Annotated in this window: 16 protein-coding genes; 14 read left to right on the top strand and 2 right to left on the bottom strand. The window is 54.1% G+C overall.

The genetic code is table 11. From position 1 onward, the window contains the following. Window positions 1-61: 61 nt before the first annotated feature. The 11 genes from ribF to tapY2 all read left to right on the top strand — a co-directional run bounded on the left by ribF (window position 62) and on the right by tapY2 (window position 12,261). Window positions 62-1,036: a bifunctional riboflavin kinase/FAD synthetase gene (gene ribF / locus AB5Y99_RS15250; protein WP_368210113.1), complete on the top strand. Its 975-nt coding sequence runs from the start codon at window positions 62-64 to the stop codon at window positions 1,034-1,036. Further along, window positions 1,036-3,897, top strand: a complete 2,862-nt coding sequence (gene ileS, locus AB5Y99_RS15245; RefSeq protein ID WP_368210055.1) for an isoleucine--tRNA ligase — start codon at window positions 1,036-1,038, stop codon at window positions 3,895-3,897. The genes ribF and ileS overlap by 1 nt, the downstream gene beginning before the upstream one ends. Next, the gene (gene lspA, locus AB5Y99_RS15240) at window positions 3,897-4,394 is read left to right on the top strand and encodes a signal peptidase II (protein ID WP_005340447.1); all 498 of its coding nucleotides are present in this window, start codon (window positions 3,897-3,899) and stop codon (window positions 4,392-4,394) included. Before ileS ends, lspA begins: the two co-directional genes overlap by 1 nt. Continuing rightward, window positions 4,391-4,843 (top strand): FKBP-type peptidyl-prolyl cis-trans isomerase, encoded by a 453-nt coding sequence (fkpB, locus tag AB5Y99_RS15235; RefSeq protein WP_005341354.1) that lies wholly within the window; start codon window positions 4,391-4,393, stop codon window positions 4,841-4,843. Before lspA ends, fkpB begins: the two co-directional genes overlap by 4 nt. Next, on the top strand, window positions 4,843-5,778 hold the full coding sequence (ispH, locus tag AB5Y99_RS15230; RefSeq protein ID WP_106843893.1) for a 4-hydroxy-3-methylbut-2-enyl diphosphate reductase: 936 nt from the start codon (window positions 4,843-4,845) through the stop codon (window positions 5,776-5,778). The genes fkpB and ispH overlap by 1 nt, the downstream gene beginning before the upstream one ends. A gap of 110 nt (window positions 5,779-5,888) precedes the next feature. Beyond that, window positions 5,889-6,293 carry a type IV pilin protein gene (locus AB5Y99_RS15225; RefSeq protein WP_019445575.1) on the top strand — a complete coding sequence of 135 codons (405 nt, stop codon included), beginning with the start codon at window positions 5,889-5,891 and terminating at the stop codon, window positions 6,291-6,293. Between the two features lie 3 nt (window positions 6,294-6,296). After that, window positions 6,297-6,866: a type IV pilus modification protein PilV gene (pilV, locus tag AB5Y99_RS15220; protein WP_323892698.1), complete on the top strand. Its 570-nt coding sequence runs from the start codon at window positions 6,297-6,299 to the stop codon at window positions 6,864-6,866. Next, complete coding sequence (locus AB5Y99_RS15215) at window positions 6,863-7,858, top strand: PilW family protein (RefSeq protein WP_323892695.1); 996 nt, start codon at window positions 6,863-6,865, stop codon at window positions 7,856-7,858. The genes pilV and AB5Y99_RS15215 overlap by 4 nt, the downstream gene beginning before the upstream one ends. After that, entirely contained in the window at window positions 7,855-8,292 is a 438-nt protein-coding gene (tppD, locus tag AB5Y99_RS15210) for a type IVa pilus pseudopilin TppD (protein WP_074042661.1), read from the top strand. Before AB5Y99_RS15215 ends, tppD begins: the two co-directional genes overlap by 4 nt. A gap of 10 nt (window positions 8,293-8,302) precedes the next feature. Further along, the gene (locus AB5Y99_RS15205) at window positions 8,303-11,983 is read left to right on the top strand and encodes a PilC/PilY family type IV pilus protein (RefSeq protein WP_323892692.1); all 3,681 of its coding nucleotides are present in this window, start codon (window positions 8,303-8,305) and stop codon (window positions 11,981-11,983) included. Beyond that, window positions 11,980-12,261, top strand: a complete 282-nt coding sequence (gene tapY2, locus AB5Y99_RS15200; protein ID WP_323892689.1) for a type IVa secretion system protein TapY2 — start codon at window positions 11,980-11,982, stop codon at window positions 12,259-12,261. Before AB5Y99_RS15205 ends, tapY2 begins: the two co-directional genes overlap by 4 nt. 27 nt (window positions 12,262-12,288) lie before the next feature. On the opposite strand, the gene AB5Y99_RS15195 is transcribed toward tapY2, so the two are convergent. Together AB5Y99_RS15195 and AB5Y99_RS15190 are read right to left on the bottom strand one after the other, a co-directional pair. Beyond that, window positions 12,289-12,816 carry a GspH/FimT family protein gene (locus tag AB5Y99_RS15195; protein WP_323892687.1) on the bottom strand — a complete coding sequence of 176 codons (528 nt, stop codon included), beginning with the start codon at window positions 12,814-12,816 and terminating at the stop codon, window positions 12,289-12,291. A 98-nt stretch (window positions 12,817-12,914) separates the two neighbouring features. Beyond that, window positions 12,915-13,445, bottom strand: a complete 531-nt coding sequence (locus AB5Y99_RS15190; protein ID WP_323892686.1) for a GspH/FimT family pseudopilin — start codon at window positions 13,443-13,445, stop codon at window positions 12,915-12,917. Between the two features lie 146 nt (window positions 13,446-13,591). On the opposite strand from AB5Y99_RS15190, the gene AB5Y99_RS15185 reads away from it, so the two are divergent. The 3 genes from AB5Y99_RS15185 to AB5Y99_RS15175 are packed head-to-tail and all read left to right on the top strand — an operon-like array spanning window position 13,592 to window position 16,215. Then, window positions 13,592-15,214, top strand: coding sequence for an NAD+ synthase (locus AB5Y99_RS15185; protein ID WP_236316910.1), 1,623 nt, complete (start codon window positions 13,592-13,594; stop codon window positions 15,212-15,214). Between the two features lie 9 nt (window positions 15,215-15,223). Beyond that, window positions 15,224-15,562, top strand: a complete 339-nt coding sequence (gene glnB, locus AB5Y99_RS15180) for a nitrogen regulatory protein P-II (protein WP_005308848.1) — start codon at window positions 15,224-15,226, stop codon at window positions 15,560-15,562. 59 nt (window positions 15,563-15,621) lie between these two features. After that, a complete protein-coding gene (locus tag AB5Y99_RS15175) occupies window positions 15,622-16,215 on the top strand; it encodes a hypothetical protein (protein WP_013724120.1) in 594 nt (197 codons plus the stop codon). The last annotated feature ends 9 nt before the right edge of the window (window positions 16,216-16,224 follow it).

Raw genomic sequence — 16,224 nt, 5'->3', positions numbered from 1 at the left:
CCCTGCCTGCTGCCTGATATATAATCCGCCGATTTCCATGGCAGCAACGCACAAGGCACTGATGGAGCTTATTCGCGGCATTCACAATCTCAAGCCCCGTCACCGGGGATGTGTATTGACCATTGGCAACTTTGATGGGGTTCATCAGGGTCACCATGCGGTATTGGCACGTCTCAAGGAGAAAGCGGCCCAGCTGGGATTGCCCGCCTGCGTCATGCTGTTCGAGCCGCAGCCGCTGGAGCTGTTTGCCGGCTCAGCTGCGCCCGCCCGGCTGAGCCGCTTGCGCGAGAAGTACGAAGCGCTGCAGGGGCTGCATATCGATCGCATGCTCTGCGTGCGCTTCAGCCACCGCTTCGCCGAGCAGGCGGCTTCGACCTTCATCGAGCAGTTGCTGGTGGAGAAGCTCGGGGTGCGCTATCTGGTGGTCGGCGATGATTTTCGCTTCGGCAAGGGGCGGGAAGGGGATTTCCACCTGCTGGAGGAGGCGGGTCATCGCTTCGGCTTCGAGGTGATCAGTACCCAGAGCTTCCAGCTCGAACGGCAGCGGGTCAGCAGCACCCTAGTGCGCGAAGCACTCAAGGTGGGCCGGATGGCGGAGGTGGAGCTGATGCTTGGCCGTCCCTATACCATCAGCGGCCGGGTGGCCCACGGCGACAAGTTGGGGCGCACCATAGGTTTTCCCACCGCCAATCTGGCCCTCAAGCGCCAGGTGATCCCGGTCGGTGGCGTGTTTGCGGTGGAAGTGATATGTTCCGGCAAGACCTTCCCCGGTGTAGCCAATGTGGGTGTACGGCCGACCTTGAGCGGTACACAAGCCAGATTGGAAGTACATCTGTTTGATTTTTCTGGTGATCTATATGGTCAGCAGGTCAAGGTGCTGCTTCGCCACAAGCTGCGCGAAGAGCAGAAGTTTGCCTCTTTCACTGCCTTGAAAGAGCAGATCGAACGAGATGCCCTGGCGGCCCGAGCCTGGTTCGGGCTGCCACAATTCAATTTACCCAGCACTCTTTTAGAAAAGAAGGGAACCCAGGACTGATGAGCGACTATAAACACACCCTGAATCTTCCGGAAACCGAGTTTCCGATGCGTGGCGATCTGGCCAAGCGCGAACCCAACATGCTGAAACGTTGGTACGATCAGGATCTCTACGGCGCTATTCGCCGCGCCAAAGCGGGCAAGCCTTCTTTCATTCTGCATGATGGCCCCCCCTATGCGAACGGCAACATTCACATCGGTCACTCGGTCAACAAGATCCTCAAAGACATCATCATCAAGTCCAAGGGCCTCTCCGGTTTTGATTCCCCTTATGTGCCGGGTTGGGATTGCCACGGTCTGCCTATCGAACTGAAAGTGGAAGGCATGGTCGGCAAGCCGGGCGAGAAGGTCTCCGCTGCCGAATTCCGCGCCGAGTGCCGCAAATACGCCAAGACCCAGATCGAAGCGCAGAAGACCGACTTCATCCGTCTGGGTGTGCTGGGCGACTGGGAACACCCCTACCTGACCATGGATTTTGGCACCGAAGCCAACATCATCCGCTCCATGGCCAAGATCGTTGAAAACGGCCACCTGCACAAAGGCTCCAAGCCGGTGCACTGGTGTACCGATTGCGGCTCCGCGCTGGCTGAAGCCGAGGTGGAGTACTACGACAAGAACTCCCCCTCCATCGATGTGCGCTTCAAGGCTGTTGATGAGGCGACCGTTGCCGCCAAGTTTGACTGTGCCGAAGGCCACACCGGCAAGGGCACCCTCTCTGCCGTGATCTGGACCACCACTCCGTGGACCCTGCCAGCCAACCGCGCCATCGCCATGCACGCCGACCTCGACTATGCGCTGGTGCAGGTTGAAGGGGAGAACCCCGAGCGTCTGATCCTGGCCGCCGAGCTGGTCAAGGATGTGATGGATCGCGCCGGTATCGAGAAGTTCCACAATCTGGGTTACGCCAAGGGCGCCGCGCTTGAGCTGCTGCGCTTCAACCACCCATTCTACAGCTTCGACGTGCCTGTGGTTCTGGGTGATCACGTCACCCTGGATGCCGGTACCGGCGCTGTACACACCGCCCCTGGCCACGGTCAGGAAGACTTCGTGGTCGGTCAGAAATACGGTCTGGAAGTGGCCAACCCGGTTGGCAGCAACGGTGTTTACCTGCCGGATACCGAACTGTTTGCCGGCCAGCATGTGTTCAAGGCCAATGCCTCAGTGATCGAAGTGCTGACCGAACGCGGCGCCCTGCTGCATCACAAGGTGTTCAACCACTCCTATCCGCACTGCTGGCGTCACAAGACCCCGATCATCTTCCGTGCCACCCCGCAGTGGTTCATCAGCATGGAGCAGAAGGGTCTGCGCAAGCGCGCACTGGAAGAGATCGAGCGCATCGAGAAAGACGGTATTGCCCAGCAAGGCCAGAGCGGCTGGGTACCGGCCTGGGGTAAAAACCGCATTCAGGCGATGGTCGAGAACCGTCCTGACTGGTGTATCTCCCGTCAGCGTACCTGGGGTGTGCCCATCTCCCTGTTCGTCCATAAAGAGACCCAGGAACTGCACCCGGAATCCGTGCGCCTGATGCACGAAGTAGCCAAGCGTGTCGAGCAGTCCGGCATTCAGGCATGGTGGGATCTGGACAAGGCCGAGCTGCTGGGTGCCGATGCCGACATGTACGACAAGGTGCCTGACACTCTGGACGTCTGGTTCGACTCCGGTTCTACCCACGCTTCCGTGGTCGATGCCCGTCCCGAGTTCAACGGCAAGCCAGCCGACATGTATCTGGAAGGTTCTGACCAGCACCGTGGCTGGTTCATGTCCTCCCTGATGATCGGTGTGGCCATGAAAGACAAGGCTCCCTACAACCAGGTGCTGACTCACGGCTTCACCGTGGATGGTCAGGGTCGCAAGATGTCCAAGTCCATCGGCAACGTGGTCAGCCCGCAGGACGTGATGAACAAGCTGGGTGCCGACATCCTGCGTCTGTGGGTAGCGAGCACTGACTACACCGGCGAGATGACTGTCTCCGACGAGATCCTCAAGCGCTCTGCCGATGCTTATCGTCGTATTCGCAACACTGCCCGCTTCCTGCTGGCCAACCTGAACGGCTTCAATCCGGCGACCGACATGGTGGCGCCTGCCGACATGGTGGTGGTGGATCGTTGGGCTGTCGGTCGTGCCAAAGCGGTACAGGCCGAGATCGTGGCTGCATTCGACGAGTACAACTTCCACGGCGTAACTCAGAAGCTGATGCAGTTCTGCTCCATCGAGATGGGCTCCTTCTATCTGGATGTCATCAAGGATCGTCAGTACACCGCCAAGGCTGACAGCCTGGCCCGTCGCTCTTGCCAGACCGCCCTTTATCACATCGCCGAGGCCATGGTGCGCTGGATGGCGCCGATCATGAGCTTCACCGCCGACGAGATCTGGGCTCTGCTGCCGGGCGAGCGCGGCGAGTTCGTCTTCACCGAGGAGTGGTACGACGGCCTGTTCGGTCTGGAAGCGGGTGAATCTCTCAACGACGATTTCTGGGCCGAGATCCTCACCGTGCGTGGTGAAGTGAACAAGGCGCTGGAAGTGGCCCGTGGCGAGAAGCGTATCGGCGGTTCCCTACAGGCCGAACTGACCCTGTTCGCCAAGCCGGAGCTGGCTGCACGCCTGAACGCCCTGGCTGATGAGCTGCGCTTCGTGCTGCTCACCTCCAAGGCCAAGGTGGTCGTGGCTGACTCTGCGCCGGAAGGCTCTGTGGCGACCGAGCGTGATGACCTGTGGCTGAGCGTGGCCCAGTCTGCCGCCGCCAAGTGCGACCGCTGCTGGCACCATGTCGAAGATGTGGGCACTATCGCGGGTCACGAAGAGATCTGTGGTCGCTGTGTGACCAACGTTGAGGGTGACGGCGAAACGCGTCAATTTGCCTGATGAACATGACTCAACATAAAAGCGGCCTGCGTTGGCTGTGGCTGGCAGTGCTGGCCTTTGTACTGGACCAGGCGAGCAAGCTCGCCGTGGTCAAGTTGCTGCCATTTGGTTACCCGGGGGTGGAGATCACCCCCTTCTTCAACCTGGTTCATGTCTACAACAAGGGCGCCGCATTCAGCTTTCTGGCTGATCAGGGGGGCTGGCAGCGCTGGTTCTTCGCGGTGCTAGCTTTTGCCATCTGTGGATTGCTGATCCACTGGCTGCGCAAGCAGTCGGTGACCCAGCGTTGGAGCGGTATCGCCTATTCACTCATCATCGGCGGCGCCCTCGGCAACGTCTTTGATCGACTGGTGCTGGGCCATGTGGTCGATTTCCTCGACTTCTACTGGCAGCGTGCGCACTGGCCGGCATTCAATCTGGCCGACAGCTTTATCTTTATCGGGGCCGCCATGATTGTGCTGGACGGTTTCCGTGGTGAGAAAAAGGAGCAGGCATGAGCCAGCAGATCACCGCTAACAGCAGCGTGCTGTTCCACTTCTCCATCAAGCTGGAAGATGGCTCGGTTGCCGACAGCACGGCGCTGCACGGCAAACCTGCCCGCCTGCGGATGGGCGATGGCAGCCTGACCCCCACCTTTGAGCAGTGTCTGCTGGGGCTGAGCGAAGGGGAGAGCAAGAGTTTTACTCTGGCGCCGGAAGAGGCCTTTGGCCTCTCCAACCCCGACAACATCTACCATCTCGACCGTGCCAAATTTGGCGCCGATGTGGAGCCAAAAGTCGGCACCATCATCCTGTTCGATCAGCCCAATGGCAGCGAGCTGCCGGGCATCATCCGGGCGGTAGCCGGTATGTCGGTCACGGTCGATTTCAACCACCCGCTGGCCGGTCATACCGTCACCTTCGAGGTGGAGATCCTGGGCGTTGATGATGAGGAGAAGGTGCATTAATGGATATTCTGCTCGCTAACCCTCGCGGTTTTTGCGCCGGTGTCGATCGCGCCATCAGCATTGTCGAGAGCGCGCTGGAGAAGTTCGGTGCCCCCATCTATGTCCGCCACGAAGTGGTGCATAACCGCTATGTGGTGAACAAGTTGAAAGATGCGGGCGCTGTCTTCGTCGAGGAGCTGGACGAGGTGCCTGACGACAGCATCGTCATCTTTTCTGCTCACGGCGTGGCCAAGACAGTGCGCGAGATGGCCAAGTCCCGCGCCCTCAAGGTATTCGATGCAACCTGTCCGCTGGTGACCAAGGTTCACATGGAAGTCCATCGCGCCAGTCGCAAGGGCTCCGAAGCCGTGCTCATCGGCCACGCCGGTCACCCCGAGGTGATCGGGACCATGGGGCAGTACGAGAATCGCGAAGGCGGCATGTATCTGGTGGAGACGCCTGAAGATGTGGCCAAGCTCAAGGTGAAGAATCCGGATGACCTCTGCTTTGTCACCCAGACCACCCTGAGCGTGGATGAGACCTCTGACGTCATCGATGCGTTGCGCAAGCACTTCCCCAAGATCCAGGGGCCGCGCAAGGATGATATCTGCTACGCCACCCAAAACCGTCAGGATGCGGTGCGGGAGATGGCGGGGCTGGTGGACGCCATGCTGGTGGTGGGATCTCGCAACTCTTCCAACTCCAACCGTCTGCGCGAGCTGGCCGAGAAGGTGGGTGCCAGAGCCTATCTTATCGACGATGCGTCGATGATCGAGGCGAGCTGGCTGGAAGACGTGAAGGCGATTGGCGTCACTGCAGGTGCATCCGCCCCCGAGGTGCTAGTGCAAAACGTGATTGCCCGCCTGCGCGAGCTGGGAGGCAAGGTGGTTGCCGAGCATCCTGGCCGTGAAGAGAACGTAGTCTTTGAGGTTCCTCCCGAACTTAGAATAATTTGAGTGCAGCCAGGAAGGCTTAAGAATAAAGTGTGTTGATAATGACGCCGGGTTTGTTCAAGAGACAGGCTCGGCGTTAAACTTATGAAGCAGTCTGTCACCAAGGATGGGATATGATTGGATACTTTCGTGGCTTTTCTCTTATTGAGTTGATGATTGTCATCGCCATCGTGGCGATTCTTGGCACCATCGCTTATCCCGCCTATCAGCAATATGTACTGACCAGTCATCGTGTCGAAGCCAAGAGCATGCTGTTGAATGCGGCCAATCGGCAAGAAACCTATTTTATGGATTTCAATCAGTATGCATCCTCTGCTGCTGCTCTTGGTATCAGTAGTGCATCTGAGAATGGCCTGTATCAATTATCTATTGCCGTATCAGGCAACACCTACACCTTGTCAGCCAGTGCTGGTGCGACGACGGCCCAAGCCAAAGATACCGATTGCACAGTGTTTTCCATTAATCAGTTGGGTGTCAAAAGTGCTTCCGGTGCAGCTAGCAATAGCTGTTGGGAATAACCCATGGCCAGTCATGTTTCATCACATGAGAGAGGATTCAGCCTGCTGGAGGTGATGATCACCGCAGTCATCCTGTCGTTGGGGCTGCTTGGTCTGGTTGCTTTGCAAACCCATTCCAAATTTGCCAGTTATGAAGCTCGTCAGCGCACGATTGCCAGCTGGTTGGCTAACGATATGGTTGAACGGGTACGGATAAATCGCGATAGCTGGACCGCATCCGGTGCAGTGAGCGTTAATCTTGCAGCCAACTTGCCACGTCCGACATGCGCCGCCGCAGATGGCACAATCAGCGCGTGCAGTGCTGCAGATTTACGTAACGCCGACCTTCACTACTGGCAACAAGCCCTGCTTGGGGCCAGTGTGTCGGGGGCGGCATCTTCCTTGAATTCACCGATAGGCTGCGTGGTGCGGCGGGCCAATAATGTATTGGCTGTCGGGATATTCTGGGCTGGCAAACAAGAGATATCTGATGGGGGGGCTGCTGCCGCCGCAGCAACGCTGATCAATGAGTGTCAACTCTCGACAGCAAATAATCTTTCGAGGCGCCAGTTTATTCTGACGACGACTTTATGAATTCTCGCGGTTTCACGCTGGTAGAGTGGCTGGTCGCTATGCTGCTCGGTCTATTTTTGTTGGCGGGGGTATTCACAGTTTTTGTGATGTCTCGCTCCAGCTCTGAAGATGCCTTTGATCAAAGTGAATTACAGGAAAATGGTCGATTGGCCATTCGACTGATTAGCCAGGATATCAAATGGGCTGGTTTTTTTGGAGCTTATACCGGCCAGTCAACACAAGTTGGCTCCTCACTGTCGCTGAGCACTGGCAGTACCATTTTATCAGCCAGTGATTGTCTGGATGAGCGCTCTGTCGGTAGTTTGCCATCACCTCTTGGGCCAATTCGCGGGCTTTGGGTTTCACGGGTTTCCGCAAGCAAGGGATTGAGTGGTTTTACTTGTATTGATGCCAACGACCGAGTGGCAAACTCGGATGTAATCAGTATCAAGCGACTGGTAGGGCGTCCTATACCAGCATCAGAGGGATTGGACACAAACCGCTTTTATATGGCAGCCAATAGTCAGGAGGCGAGAGTCATCAAGGGAAGCGAAACCAGACCACTCTTTGGTGCCAATAATGAGAGCCAGGTCTGGGAATACCAGCACTATATTTATTACCTGTCACAAGAAGATGGTATTCCTGTCTTACGCAAGCGCTATTTGACCGTCAATGGTGGTTCTTCTCTGATTGGTGGTGCTATGGCCGAAGGCGTTGAACAGATGGTGCTGATGTATGGAGTTGACGATTCCTTGATACCTGATGGACGTATAGACAGATATATGTCAACGGACCAAATGACAACACAGCGCTGGAATGAGGGGCGAGTATTGGGGGCTCGGCTTTTCTTACTGATTAGAGCCGCTCGGGAATCAAGTCGCTATAAGAATAACAATAGCTATCAACTCGGTAATATTACGGTTAATGGTGGTGGTGATGGTTATCGCCGTCTGCTCTTGGAAAGCAGTATTGCATTACGCAATCAACAAATAACCACCCGAGGTGGAACATGAGATTGGTTAAAAAAAACCAGGGTGTAGCATTGATTGTTGCACTGGTTATTCTGGTTCCCTTGACTCTGATTGCGGTAGTCGTCATGCAATCCAGTGGTATGAGTCTGAAGATGGCGGGTTCTAGTGCCAGTTTGCAACGAGCGGAGCACGAAGTTGAAGGTACTCTGGAGTCTGCATTGAGCGATACTTCTCTCTCAACACAAATTGCAACGCAGGCAATTGGTACTTCGGCGGCAATAGGCACTACCACTCCTGCTACTACTTTGACAGTCAATACAGAAAGTGTATGCAAACGAAAATTTGAAGCCAGTAGCCAGAATGTAACGCCAGCTTGTCGTTATGCTGAAGCCACCACATCCAGTGCTTATGGCAAGGTGAATAGCCAAATGACCTTTACTGCCGGGGTAGAACAACCCTTGCTCAGTGCCAATTAGGGAGCGGGTGATGAACATAAGGAACTGTTTGTTTACAAGCTTGCTGGTATTGTGTTGCGGAATATCAGGGGGATCTTTGGCGGTAGGTACTGGTTATTCCGACGATACCGAGTTGTTTATTTATGACTTTGCCAAAGCCGGGGATTTTCGGCCAAAGGTTCTATTTATATTCGATAACTCAGGCAGTATGGGCGAAACAACTTTGCTAGGAAAGGAAGAGTATGACCCTGAATTTCCTTATCCAAGATTGGCATATGATGATGGGAGTAACAGTTTTCTCTATTACTCAACAAATGGAACTCCCCCTCAAACGTTAGATAGTAACAATACCAGACGGTTCTCAACGAGTAAAAATGCTTGTGCCACATCTCGGGAGCCTCTTAACCAAATTGGACTATTCTCATCTGTCTATTGGAATTATGAGGTGTCTGGCACTGGAGCTAAAAGGAAAGGGGAGTGGAAGCCATTAAAGAACTATGCGTCCAACACAACCAATATAGTGGATTGTCAACAGGACATTTCAGCAAAAAACAATGATAATAGCGGTTTTACCGGCTCATATCAGTCTGTCTCAGGAACTACTAAAGGTTACCCTGTAAATAGATCAAACAACACTAATATTAACATACCATGGGTTGATAGTGCTACTCCTGTCGTCCCGAATACGGGTGGGACAGAAGTGCTGACCATATATACCGCAAACTATTTACGTTGGTATTATGCACCTTCCACCATTACCACATCGAGACTAAATGTAGCTAAACAGGCGTTGAGGGAGTTGGTTCGATCTACGCCAGCGGTAGATTTTGGCCTTGCGGTATTTAACCAAAATGATGGCAACAGCAGTACCAATAAAAATGGTGGTCGTATCATTAGGCACATCATGGGTAATGACGCCATCTTGGCTGGCGGTAAAACCGGCGCTCAGGATCTTATTGACAAGTCAAATAGCCTTTCGGCGGAGACATGGACGCCTTTGTGCGAAACAATGTATGAAGCCTATCGCTATTTTGGTGGGCTTGACATCTACTTTGGCGATGATGATGTGAGTCGCAATCCTCAGCGAGACCCTAATGCCGAAATTCTCACCGCTAATAAGTATAAATCGCCATACGATAAGTGTTCCGATAATGGCTATGTCATTTATATGACTGATGGTGCCCCAACGTATGATGCTGCCGCGGATAGTTTGGTGGCAGGATTGCTCAACAGCTCAACTGATCCTAATAAGCCTAGTTATAGTGGCACGGTCGGTTATGGGACAGGCAAAGATAAAAGTTACCTTGCTGCACTTGCTGGTTATATGAAAAACAATGATATCAATACGTCAGTTAAAAATAAGCAAACCGTCACTACCTTTACCGTCGGGTTTGGTGATGATGCAATTAAGGGGGCTGGCGTTCTATTGGCTGAAACAGCACGTCGTGGTGGCGGTAAATATTACCCCGCTACCGATGCAACCCAACTTAACGAAGCGTTAAAGTCATCATTGCTGGCTATCTTGAAGATGAATGCCTCGCTGGTCTCTCCTGCCATAGCCACTAATAACTTTGACCGAACTCGCAGCCTTAATAATATCTACTACGCTATGTTTGAACCCGGAGCAGGCCCGAGATGGAAGGGTAACCTGAAGAAACTGGTTCTTGCGCCGGAGAAAGGTTACGTGGTTGATCAAACAGGCTTGCCTGCTATCGCTGGTGATGGAACCATCCTCAAGTCAGCTAAAACCTATTGGTCATCCACTAGTGATGGTAATAACGTTGCCGAGGGTGGGGTACAAGAGATGCTGGCAGCTAAAACCAATCGCAATCTTTATGTTATTCCCCCTTCCACTAATACATTAACTCCCTTTAGCAAGTCTGCTCTTGAGGGCATGGCAGGCGGGGCGACGCAGCTACGCACTGCCATGAAGCTTGATAGTGCTGATAGCATGGATGACCTGCTTAATTGGACCAAGGGGATTGATGCGTTTGATGAGAATCAGGATGGTGATAGAACAGATAATCGGGAGCATATTCTTGGTGACCCGTTGCATTCACGGCCATTAGTGATCAACTACGGTTGTACAACGTCGACAGGACAGACTACATGTACACCTGACTTGCGCCTTGTGATGGGAAGTAATGCCGGCTTCTTGCATATGTTTAAAGACAGCGGCGCCACGGTTGATGAAAGCTGGGCCGTTATGCCTTATCAATTTATCGCGAATCAGAAAGCACTGCGAGAGAACATGGACTCATCAGTGCATCTCTATGGTGTGGATGCATCGCCTACAGTGCTGGTCAATGAGCAAGTAAAAGATGGTCATATCAAGTCGTCACAAGGTGACAAGGTGTGGTTATTTACCGGGCTGCGGGGTGGTGGCAAAGCCTATTATGCGTTGAATATATCCAATCCGGACTCCCCTTCGCTGATGTGGCGGTTGGATAAAAACAGCGCCGGTTTCAGCAAACTGGGCGAGACCTGGTCGATCCCCGAGGTTGCGTTTATTCCCGGTTATTACACAGAAACCAATGGTAAAAAAACCTATAAGCCAGTCCTGATATTCTCCGGAGGTTATGATCAGGCCAAGAGCTATTTGGGCCAGGGGGCTGAAGACAGTGAAGGGTTGGGTATTTATATCGTGGATGCTGAGGCTGGCACGCTGTTGTTCAGCTTTACCCCGGATGCGGCCAGTGCAACCAACAAACAGGTTGCAGGCATGGTTTATAGCATGCCAGGCGCTGTTTCTGTGCTGGACAGCGATGGAGATGGTGTATCTGACCGGGTTTATGCGGGTGATACCGGCGGTCAGATCTGGCGTATCGACATGAAGGGGACAGAAAAATCCAAATGGACGGCCATCAAGTTTGCCAGTTTGGGAAATGCACATTTAAGTGGAACAGCCAAGAAGCTGGAAGATGATCGCCGTTTCTTTACACAGCCCGTATTGGTGCGCACCATCAATAAAGGCTGGAAGTATGATGGGACAAACTATCTTTACAGTGAGCGCCCGTTTGATGCTGTATTGATAGGCAGTGGTGATAGAAACCGCCCCTCCTCGGAGGCGACAACCCAAAATGTGTATGTGATGCTACGTGACTACAATGTTAATCCAACCTTGTTTGGGGCAACGTCTGAACCAGCGGTGCCATCAAGTATCACACTGAACGATCTCTACGATGTGACCAGCGATCCCTTTACGGGTTTGAATGAAGAGCAGATTGTAAACACCACCAAGGCGTTGACCAGCAAGTTGGGATGGAAATTCTGGCTCAATGAAAGCGGTGAAAAATCAATGGGGGCTGGTTTGGTGTTGCAAGGCAAGCTCTATTTCACCTCCTTCTTGCCTCAGGTACAGGACTTCCAACAATGTACGATTCAATCGATCGGTGCCATGCGCCAATATATGATTGATATGCACTATGGCACTTCGTTCAAATATGTGCTGGATAGCAACAATCAGGAAGTTATTCAGCGTTACGTAGAGGTGCAAAATAAGGTTGCTGATGATCTGGTTATTCATGGTGGGGATGATGGCCGGATCAGGATTATAGGTGGCGCTCCGGGCAAGGAGGTCATCCTCAAAGATGATGGACAGGGAGAGTCAGAACGTTGTACCGGCGAAGGAGAATGCTCACAAGGTGCGGAGGAGGCAACAATGGATATGTCTCCCAAGAAAATTTATCTCTATGAAGGAGAACAGGGATGAAACGCATGCTGCTCTGGTGTTTGGGCTTACCCTTGTTGGTTCAGGCTCAAACGGAAGACATTAAATGTTATGTCACTCTGGAAGGTGGCATGCAGATGGTGTTGCAGCAACCGGTTGTTGATACGAGCAAGGCAAATCTTGTCAGGGTGTTTAAACAGAAAGGTTATGAGATTGATGGGGTGGTGCATCTTGTGACAGAGGTAATCGAGTGCGTTCCTTTGGCGGCCACCTTTTCGCTGGCTGATGCAAAAAAACAAGATGAAATCCAACCCAGATAACGTTGGTTATTGAGTAGGGTAAAGGGGCTAGGAACAACTCAGCCCCTTTTTTTCGCTTCTGCTTCTGCCGGATGGGGAAACGATGATATCGACTCGAGGTGCCTGGTCGATACAAAACCGGAGTGTCATGTTGGTGCCAATCGCAGTGCCATCTGGACTAAATCGCACAAATTGTCGATTGGCCGTCACGGTATGTTTTTCAAGAAAGGGTTCTGTTGCTGATAACAAGATATCGCCATTTGCAATATCGAATTGGCGATCCTGATTGATGTCGAGAAAGACAAGCATGCGCTGGGCGCCGGTTTGATTTGCGAGTACACAGCCTTCTTTTGTGGAGTTTCTGACAGGCATGGCAAGACATGCTGTGACGGGTTGCTGCTGTGTGATGGCTTGCCGTTGGCCGAAGATCAGGTGGTCCAGCAGGTTTCTTGTGTAGATGTCGCTGTCGGTAGATGTCAGCAGATTTGCCAATGACGGCAGTCCTAAGGTCAGCAGGATGGTTGTCAGGCTTGCCGATATCAAAAACTCAAGCAGGGTAAATCCATTTCGTGCCATAGCGTATGAGTCCTTATGCAAAGGAGACTCTAAGCATAGCTATTGGATTGAAATGGATCCTTTTGTGCTCGTGTGTGTTTCGCGGTAGTTAATGCTGGTCATGGACATACAGCACCACTTGCCTGGCTATGGGCACGCCCGGCAGGCATAACTTCAATCTGAACGCCCTTTTCGCCGCTTACACAGAGTGAAAAGATGACCTCGCTGTCAGACGTAATGGTGCCATCTGGGGTGAAGCGCAGCGCCTGTGCATCCGCAGAAATGGCCAGATTTGCGGGAAATTCGGGACTTGCCGCCATCGTGGCCTCACTGCCATTAAGCTTCAGGTCGCTATTGCTGTCGATAAATGCGAGTAGTCGGTTAGCTCCACGCTGATTGGCTGGGATACAACCTTCGACTGCCATGTTATTACTCAGTGTCACGGTGGTCAGGCAAAGCGTGACGGTCTGCTGGTTGGAGATAGCCTGTTGTCTCGCATAGTTTAAGTGGTTTAGCAGACTCTTTTCCTGGGTCGCCAAATTATTGCTGCCAAGCAGGTTAGAGAGGGAAGGAATACCAATCCCCAACAGAATGACGCCCAGTGCAATGGCTATCATCAACTCCATCAGGGTAAATCCGGCGTTTTTCATATCTGCGAAGGCCTGTCGTTCCGTGACTATCTACAGCTTATCCTTCTCACTGGTTGCTGTCACACGGTTACGCCTGTCTTGAACTGGCAGATTGCCCCCCTTTTCTTTATCATTCCCCATCATTTTCGAATTCAAGATGCATCGCCATGGCAAAAGCCCTCTCTCTGATGCTTGCCCAGTTGAATCTGACGGTAGGCGCCATCGAAGATAACACTGACAAAGTGCTCGCTGCGGCGGCTCAGGCCGAACAGCAAGGTGCCGATCTGCTGGTCTGCTCCGAGCTGGCCCTGACCGGCTATCCACCGGAAGATCTGCTGCTGCGTGCCGACCTGATGATGCGGGTCGAAGCTGCGTTGGCTCGTGTTGCCGAATGGCAGGGCAACTGTGCCATTTTGGTCGGGCATCCCTGGCGTGAAGGGGAGGCGCTCTACAACGCGGCGTCACTCTATGAGCAGGGCAAGCTGATTGCTCGTTACTTCAAGCAGGACTTGCCCAACTACGGTGTGTTTGATGAGAAGCGCTACTTCACCGCGGCGACCGAGACCTGCGTGGTGCCGTTCCGTGGTCACCAGCTGGGCCTGCTCATCTGTGAAGATCTGTGGCAACCGGGTCCGGCGCTGGCCGCCAAGGCGGCGGGGGCCGAGCTGCTGCTCACCATCAATGCGTCGCCATACGATCAGGAGAAACCCTGGATCCGCCGCGAGCTGATGGCGGAGCGCTGCGATCAGACCGGTCTGCCGCTGGTCTACCTCAATCAGGTCTGCGGTCAGGACGAGCTGATTTTCGACGGCTGCTCCAAGGTGTTCAGCAGCCAGGGCGAGTTGACTCACAAGCTGGCCCCGTTTGCCGAAGAGCTGGCGCTGGTACGTTTTGCTGATGGCCAGCCGGTGAAGGAGCGGGAACCCGCTGCGCCGCTGGAGCCGTTTGCCGAGACCTATCAGGCGCTGGTGCTGGCAGTGCGCGACTACGTTACCAAGAACGGTTTCCACGGCGCTGTGCTGGGTCTCTCCGGCGGCATCGACTCGGCGCTGACGCTGGCCATTGCGGCCGATGCCATCGGTGCCGACAAGGTGCAGGCGGTGATGATGCCGTTCCGCTACACCGCTCAGATGAGTGTGGAAGATGCCAAGGAGCAGGCCGAGCGGATGGGGGTTGAGTTCAACATCATCTCCATCGAGCCGATGTTCGAAGGGTTTATGACCCAGCTGGCGCCGCTGTTTGAAGGCACCGCCCGCGATACCACCGAAGAGAACCTGCAGGCCCGCTGCCGCGGTGTGCTGCTGATGGCGCTCTCTAACAAGCGTCGTCGTATCGTGCTGACCACCGGTAACAAGAGCGAGATGGCGGTCGGCTATGCCACGCTGTACGGTGACATGGCCGGTGGCTTCGACGTGCTGAAAGATGTGCCCAAGACGCTGGTCTTCAAGTTGTGCGAATATCGCAACTCGGTTGACTATGTGATCCCGCAGCGGGTTATCGACCGTCCTCCTTCAGCGGAGCTGGCACCGGATCAGGTGGATCAGGACAGCCTGCCGCCATACGACATCTTGGATGCCATCCTCAAGCGTTACGTGGAAGAGGATGCGTCCGTGGCCGACATGGTGGCAGAAGGGTTCGAGGAAGCGGTGGTGCGCAAGGTGATCCGGCTAGTGGATCTCAACGAATACAAGCGCCGTCAGGCGGCGGTCGGGCCCCGCATTACGGCTCGCAACTTTGGTAAGGATCGCCGTTACCCCATTACATCCGGGTTCGGCAAACAGAACTGGTAAGGAGTCACCATGAAGAAGATTGAAGCCATCATCAAACCGTTCAAGCTGGACGATGTGCGCGAGGCCCTGGCCGAGATCGGCATCAACGGCATGACCGTATCCGAAGTAAAAGGCTTCGGCCGCCAGAAGGGCCATACCGAGCTCTATCGCGGCGCCGAATATATGGTCGACTTCCTGCCGAAAGTGAAGGTGGAGCTGGTGGTGCAGGACGAGGATCTCGATGCCTGTCTGGAAGCGATCCAGAACACCGCCCGCACCGGCAAGATTGGTGATGGCAAGATCTTCGTCTGCGAGGTGGAGCGTGTCATTCGTATCCGTACCGGCGAAGAGAACGAAGACGCGATCTGACCTTGGCTATCTCTTTACCTGACCAGAGGCTTGAAGTGTGGCCTCATTTGATGGGGTGGATGCGCTTCGTGGTGGTCGCCAGCCTGTTGGCGGGCCTGACTGCTTGCAGTACCCGTCCACCGGCTCAGCCGGAAAATCTGTGCCAGATCTTTCGCGAGAAGCCGGAGTGGCACAAGGCTGCGCTCAAGATGAACGAGAAGTGGGGGACGCCGATCCATGTGGTGATGGCCATGATGTATCAGGAGTCCTCTTACGTACATGATGCCCAGCCGCCGATGCAGTATTTCCTTTTCATCCCGACCGGGCGGGCCAGTTCGGCTTATGGTTATGCTCAGGTCAAAGATGAAACCTGGGCGGATTACCAGCGGGAAACCGGCAACAGCTGGAGTGACCGCGATGATTTTGCCGACGCCATCGATTTTATGGGTTGGTACACTAACAAAGCCCAGCGGCTCAATGGCACCTCCAAGTGGGATGCCTATGGCCAGTACCTCAACTATCACGAAGGGTGGGGTGGCTACCGGCGTGGCAGCTATCGCAGCAAGGGGTGGTTGATGAAGACCTCGCGCAAGGTGGAAGCTCGCGCCCAGCGCTACGGCGCCCAGTACCGTCAATGCAAGGATCAGCTCTCCCGTGGGGGCTGGTTCTGGTAACCAAATCAG

The sequence above is a fragment of the Aeromonas sp. R4-2 genome (assembly GCF_040908295.1).
Lineage (GTDB): Bacteria > Pseudomonadota > Gammaproteobacteria > Enterobacterales > Aeromonadaceae > Aeromonas > Aeromonas veronii.
Note: the sequence above shows the minus strand (reverse complement) of the source record. Positions and strands in the feature narration are given on the sequence as shown.

Excerpts from the sequence above, each read along its gene's own strand:
- ribF (WP_368210113.1), top strand. The coding sequence starts at position 62 with ATGGAGCTTATTCGCGGCATTCACAATCTCAAGCCCCGTCACCGGGGA.
- ileS (WP_368210055.1), top strand. The coding sequence starts at position 1,036 with ATGAGCGACTATAAACACACCCTGAATCTTCCGGAAACCGAGTTTCCG.
- lspA (WP_005340447.1), top strand. The coding sequence starts at position 3,897 with ATGAACATGACTCAACATAAAAGCGGCCTGCGTTGGCTGTGGCTGGCA.
- fkpB (WP_005341354.1), top strand. The coding sequence starts at position 4,391 with ATGAGCCAGCAGATCACCGCTAACAGCAGCGTGCTGTTCCACTTCTCC.
- ispH (WP_106843893.1), top strand. The coding sequence starts at position 4,843 with ATGGATATTCTGCTCGCTAACCCTCGCGGTTTTTGCGCCGGTGTCGAT.
- AB5Y99_RS15225 (WP_019445575.1), top strand. The coding sequence starts at position 5,889 with ATGATTGGATACTTTCGTGGCTTTTCTCTTATTGAGTTGATGATTGTC.
- pilV (WP_323892698.1), top strand. The coding sequence starts at position 6,297 with ATGGCCAGTCATGTTTCATCACATGAGAGAGGATTCAGCCTGCTGGAG.
- AB5Y99_RS15215 (WP_323892695.1), top strand. The coding sequence starts at position 6,863 with ATGAATTCTCGCGGTTTCACGCTGGTAGAGTGGCTGGTCGCTATGCTG.
- tppD (WP_074042661.1), top strand. The coding sequence starts at position 7,855 with ATGAGATTGGTTAAAAAAAACCAGGGTGTAGCATTGATTGTTGCACTG.
- AB5Y99_RS15205 (WP_323892692.1), top strand. The coding sequence starts at position 8,303 with ATGAACATAAGGAACTGTTTGTTTACAAGCTTGCTGGTATTGTGTTGC.
- tapY2 (WP_323892689.1), top strand. The coding sequence starts at position 11,980 with ATGAAACGCATGCTGCTCTGGTGTTTGGGCTTACCCTTGTTGGTTCAG.
- AB5Y99_RS15195 (WP_323892687.1), bottom strand. The coding sequence starts at position 12,816 with ATGGCACGAAATGGATTTACCCTGCTTGAGTTTTTGATATCGGCAAGC.
- AB5Y99_RS15190 (WP_323892686.1), bottom strand. The coding sequence starts at position 13,445 with ATGAAAAACGCCGGATTTACCCTGATGGAGTTGATGATAGCCATTGCA.
- AB5Y99_RS15185 (WP_236316910.1), top strand. The coding sequence starts at position 13,592 with ATGGCAAAAGCCCTCTCTCTGATGCTTGCCCAGTTGAATCTGACGGTA.
- glnB (WP_005308848.1), top strand. The coding sequence starts at position 15,224 with ATGAAGAAGATTGAAGCCATCATCAAACCGTTCAAGCTGGACGATGTG.
- AB5Y99_RS15175 (WP_013724120.1), top strand. The coding sequence starts at position 15,622 with ATGCGCTTCGTGGTGGTCGCCAGCCTGTTGGCGGGCCTGACTGCTTGC.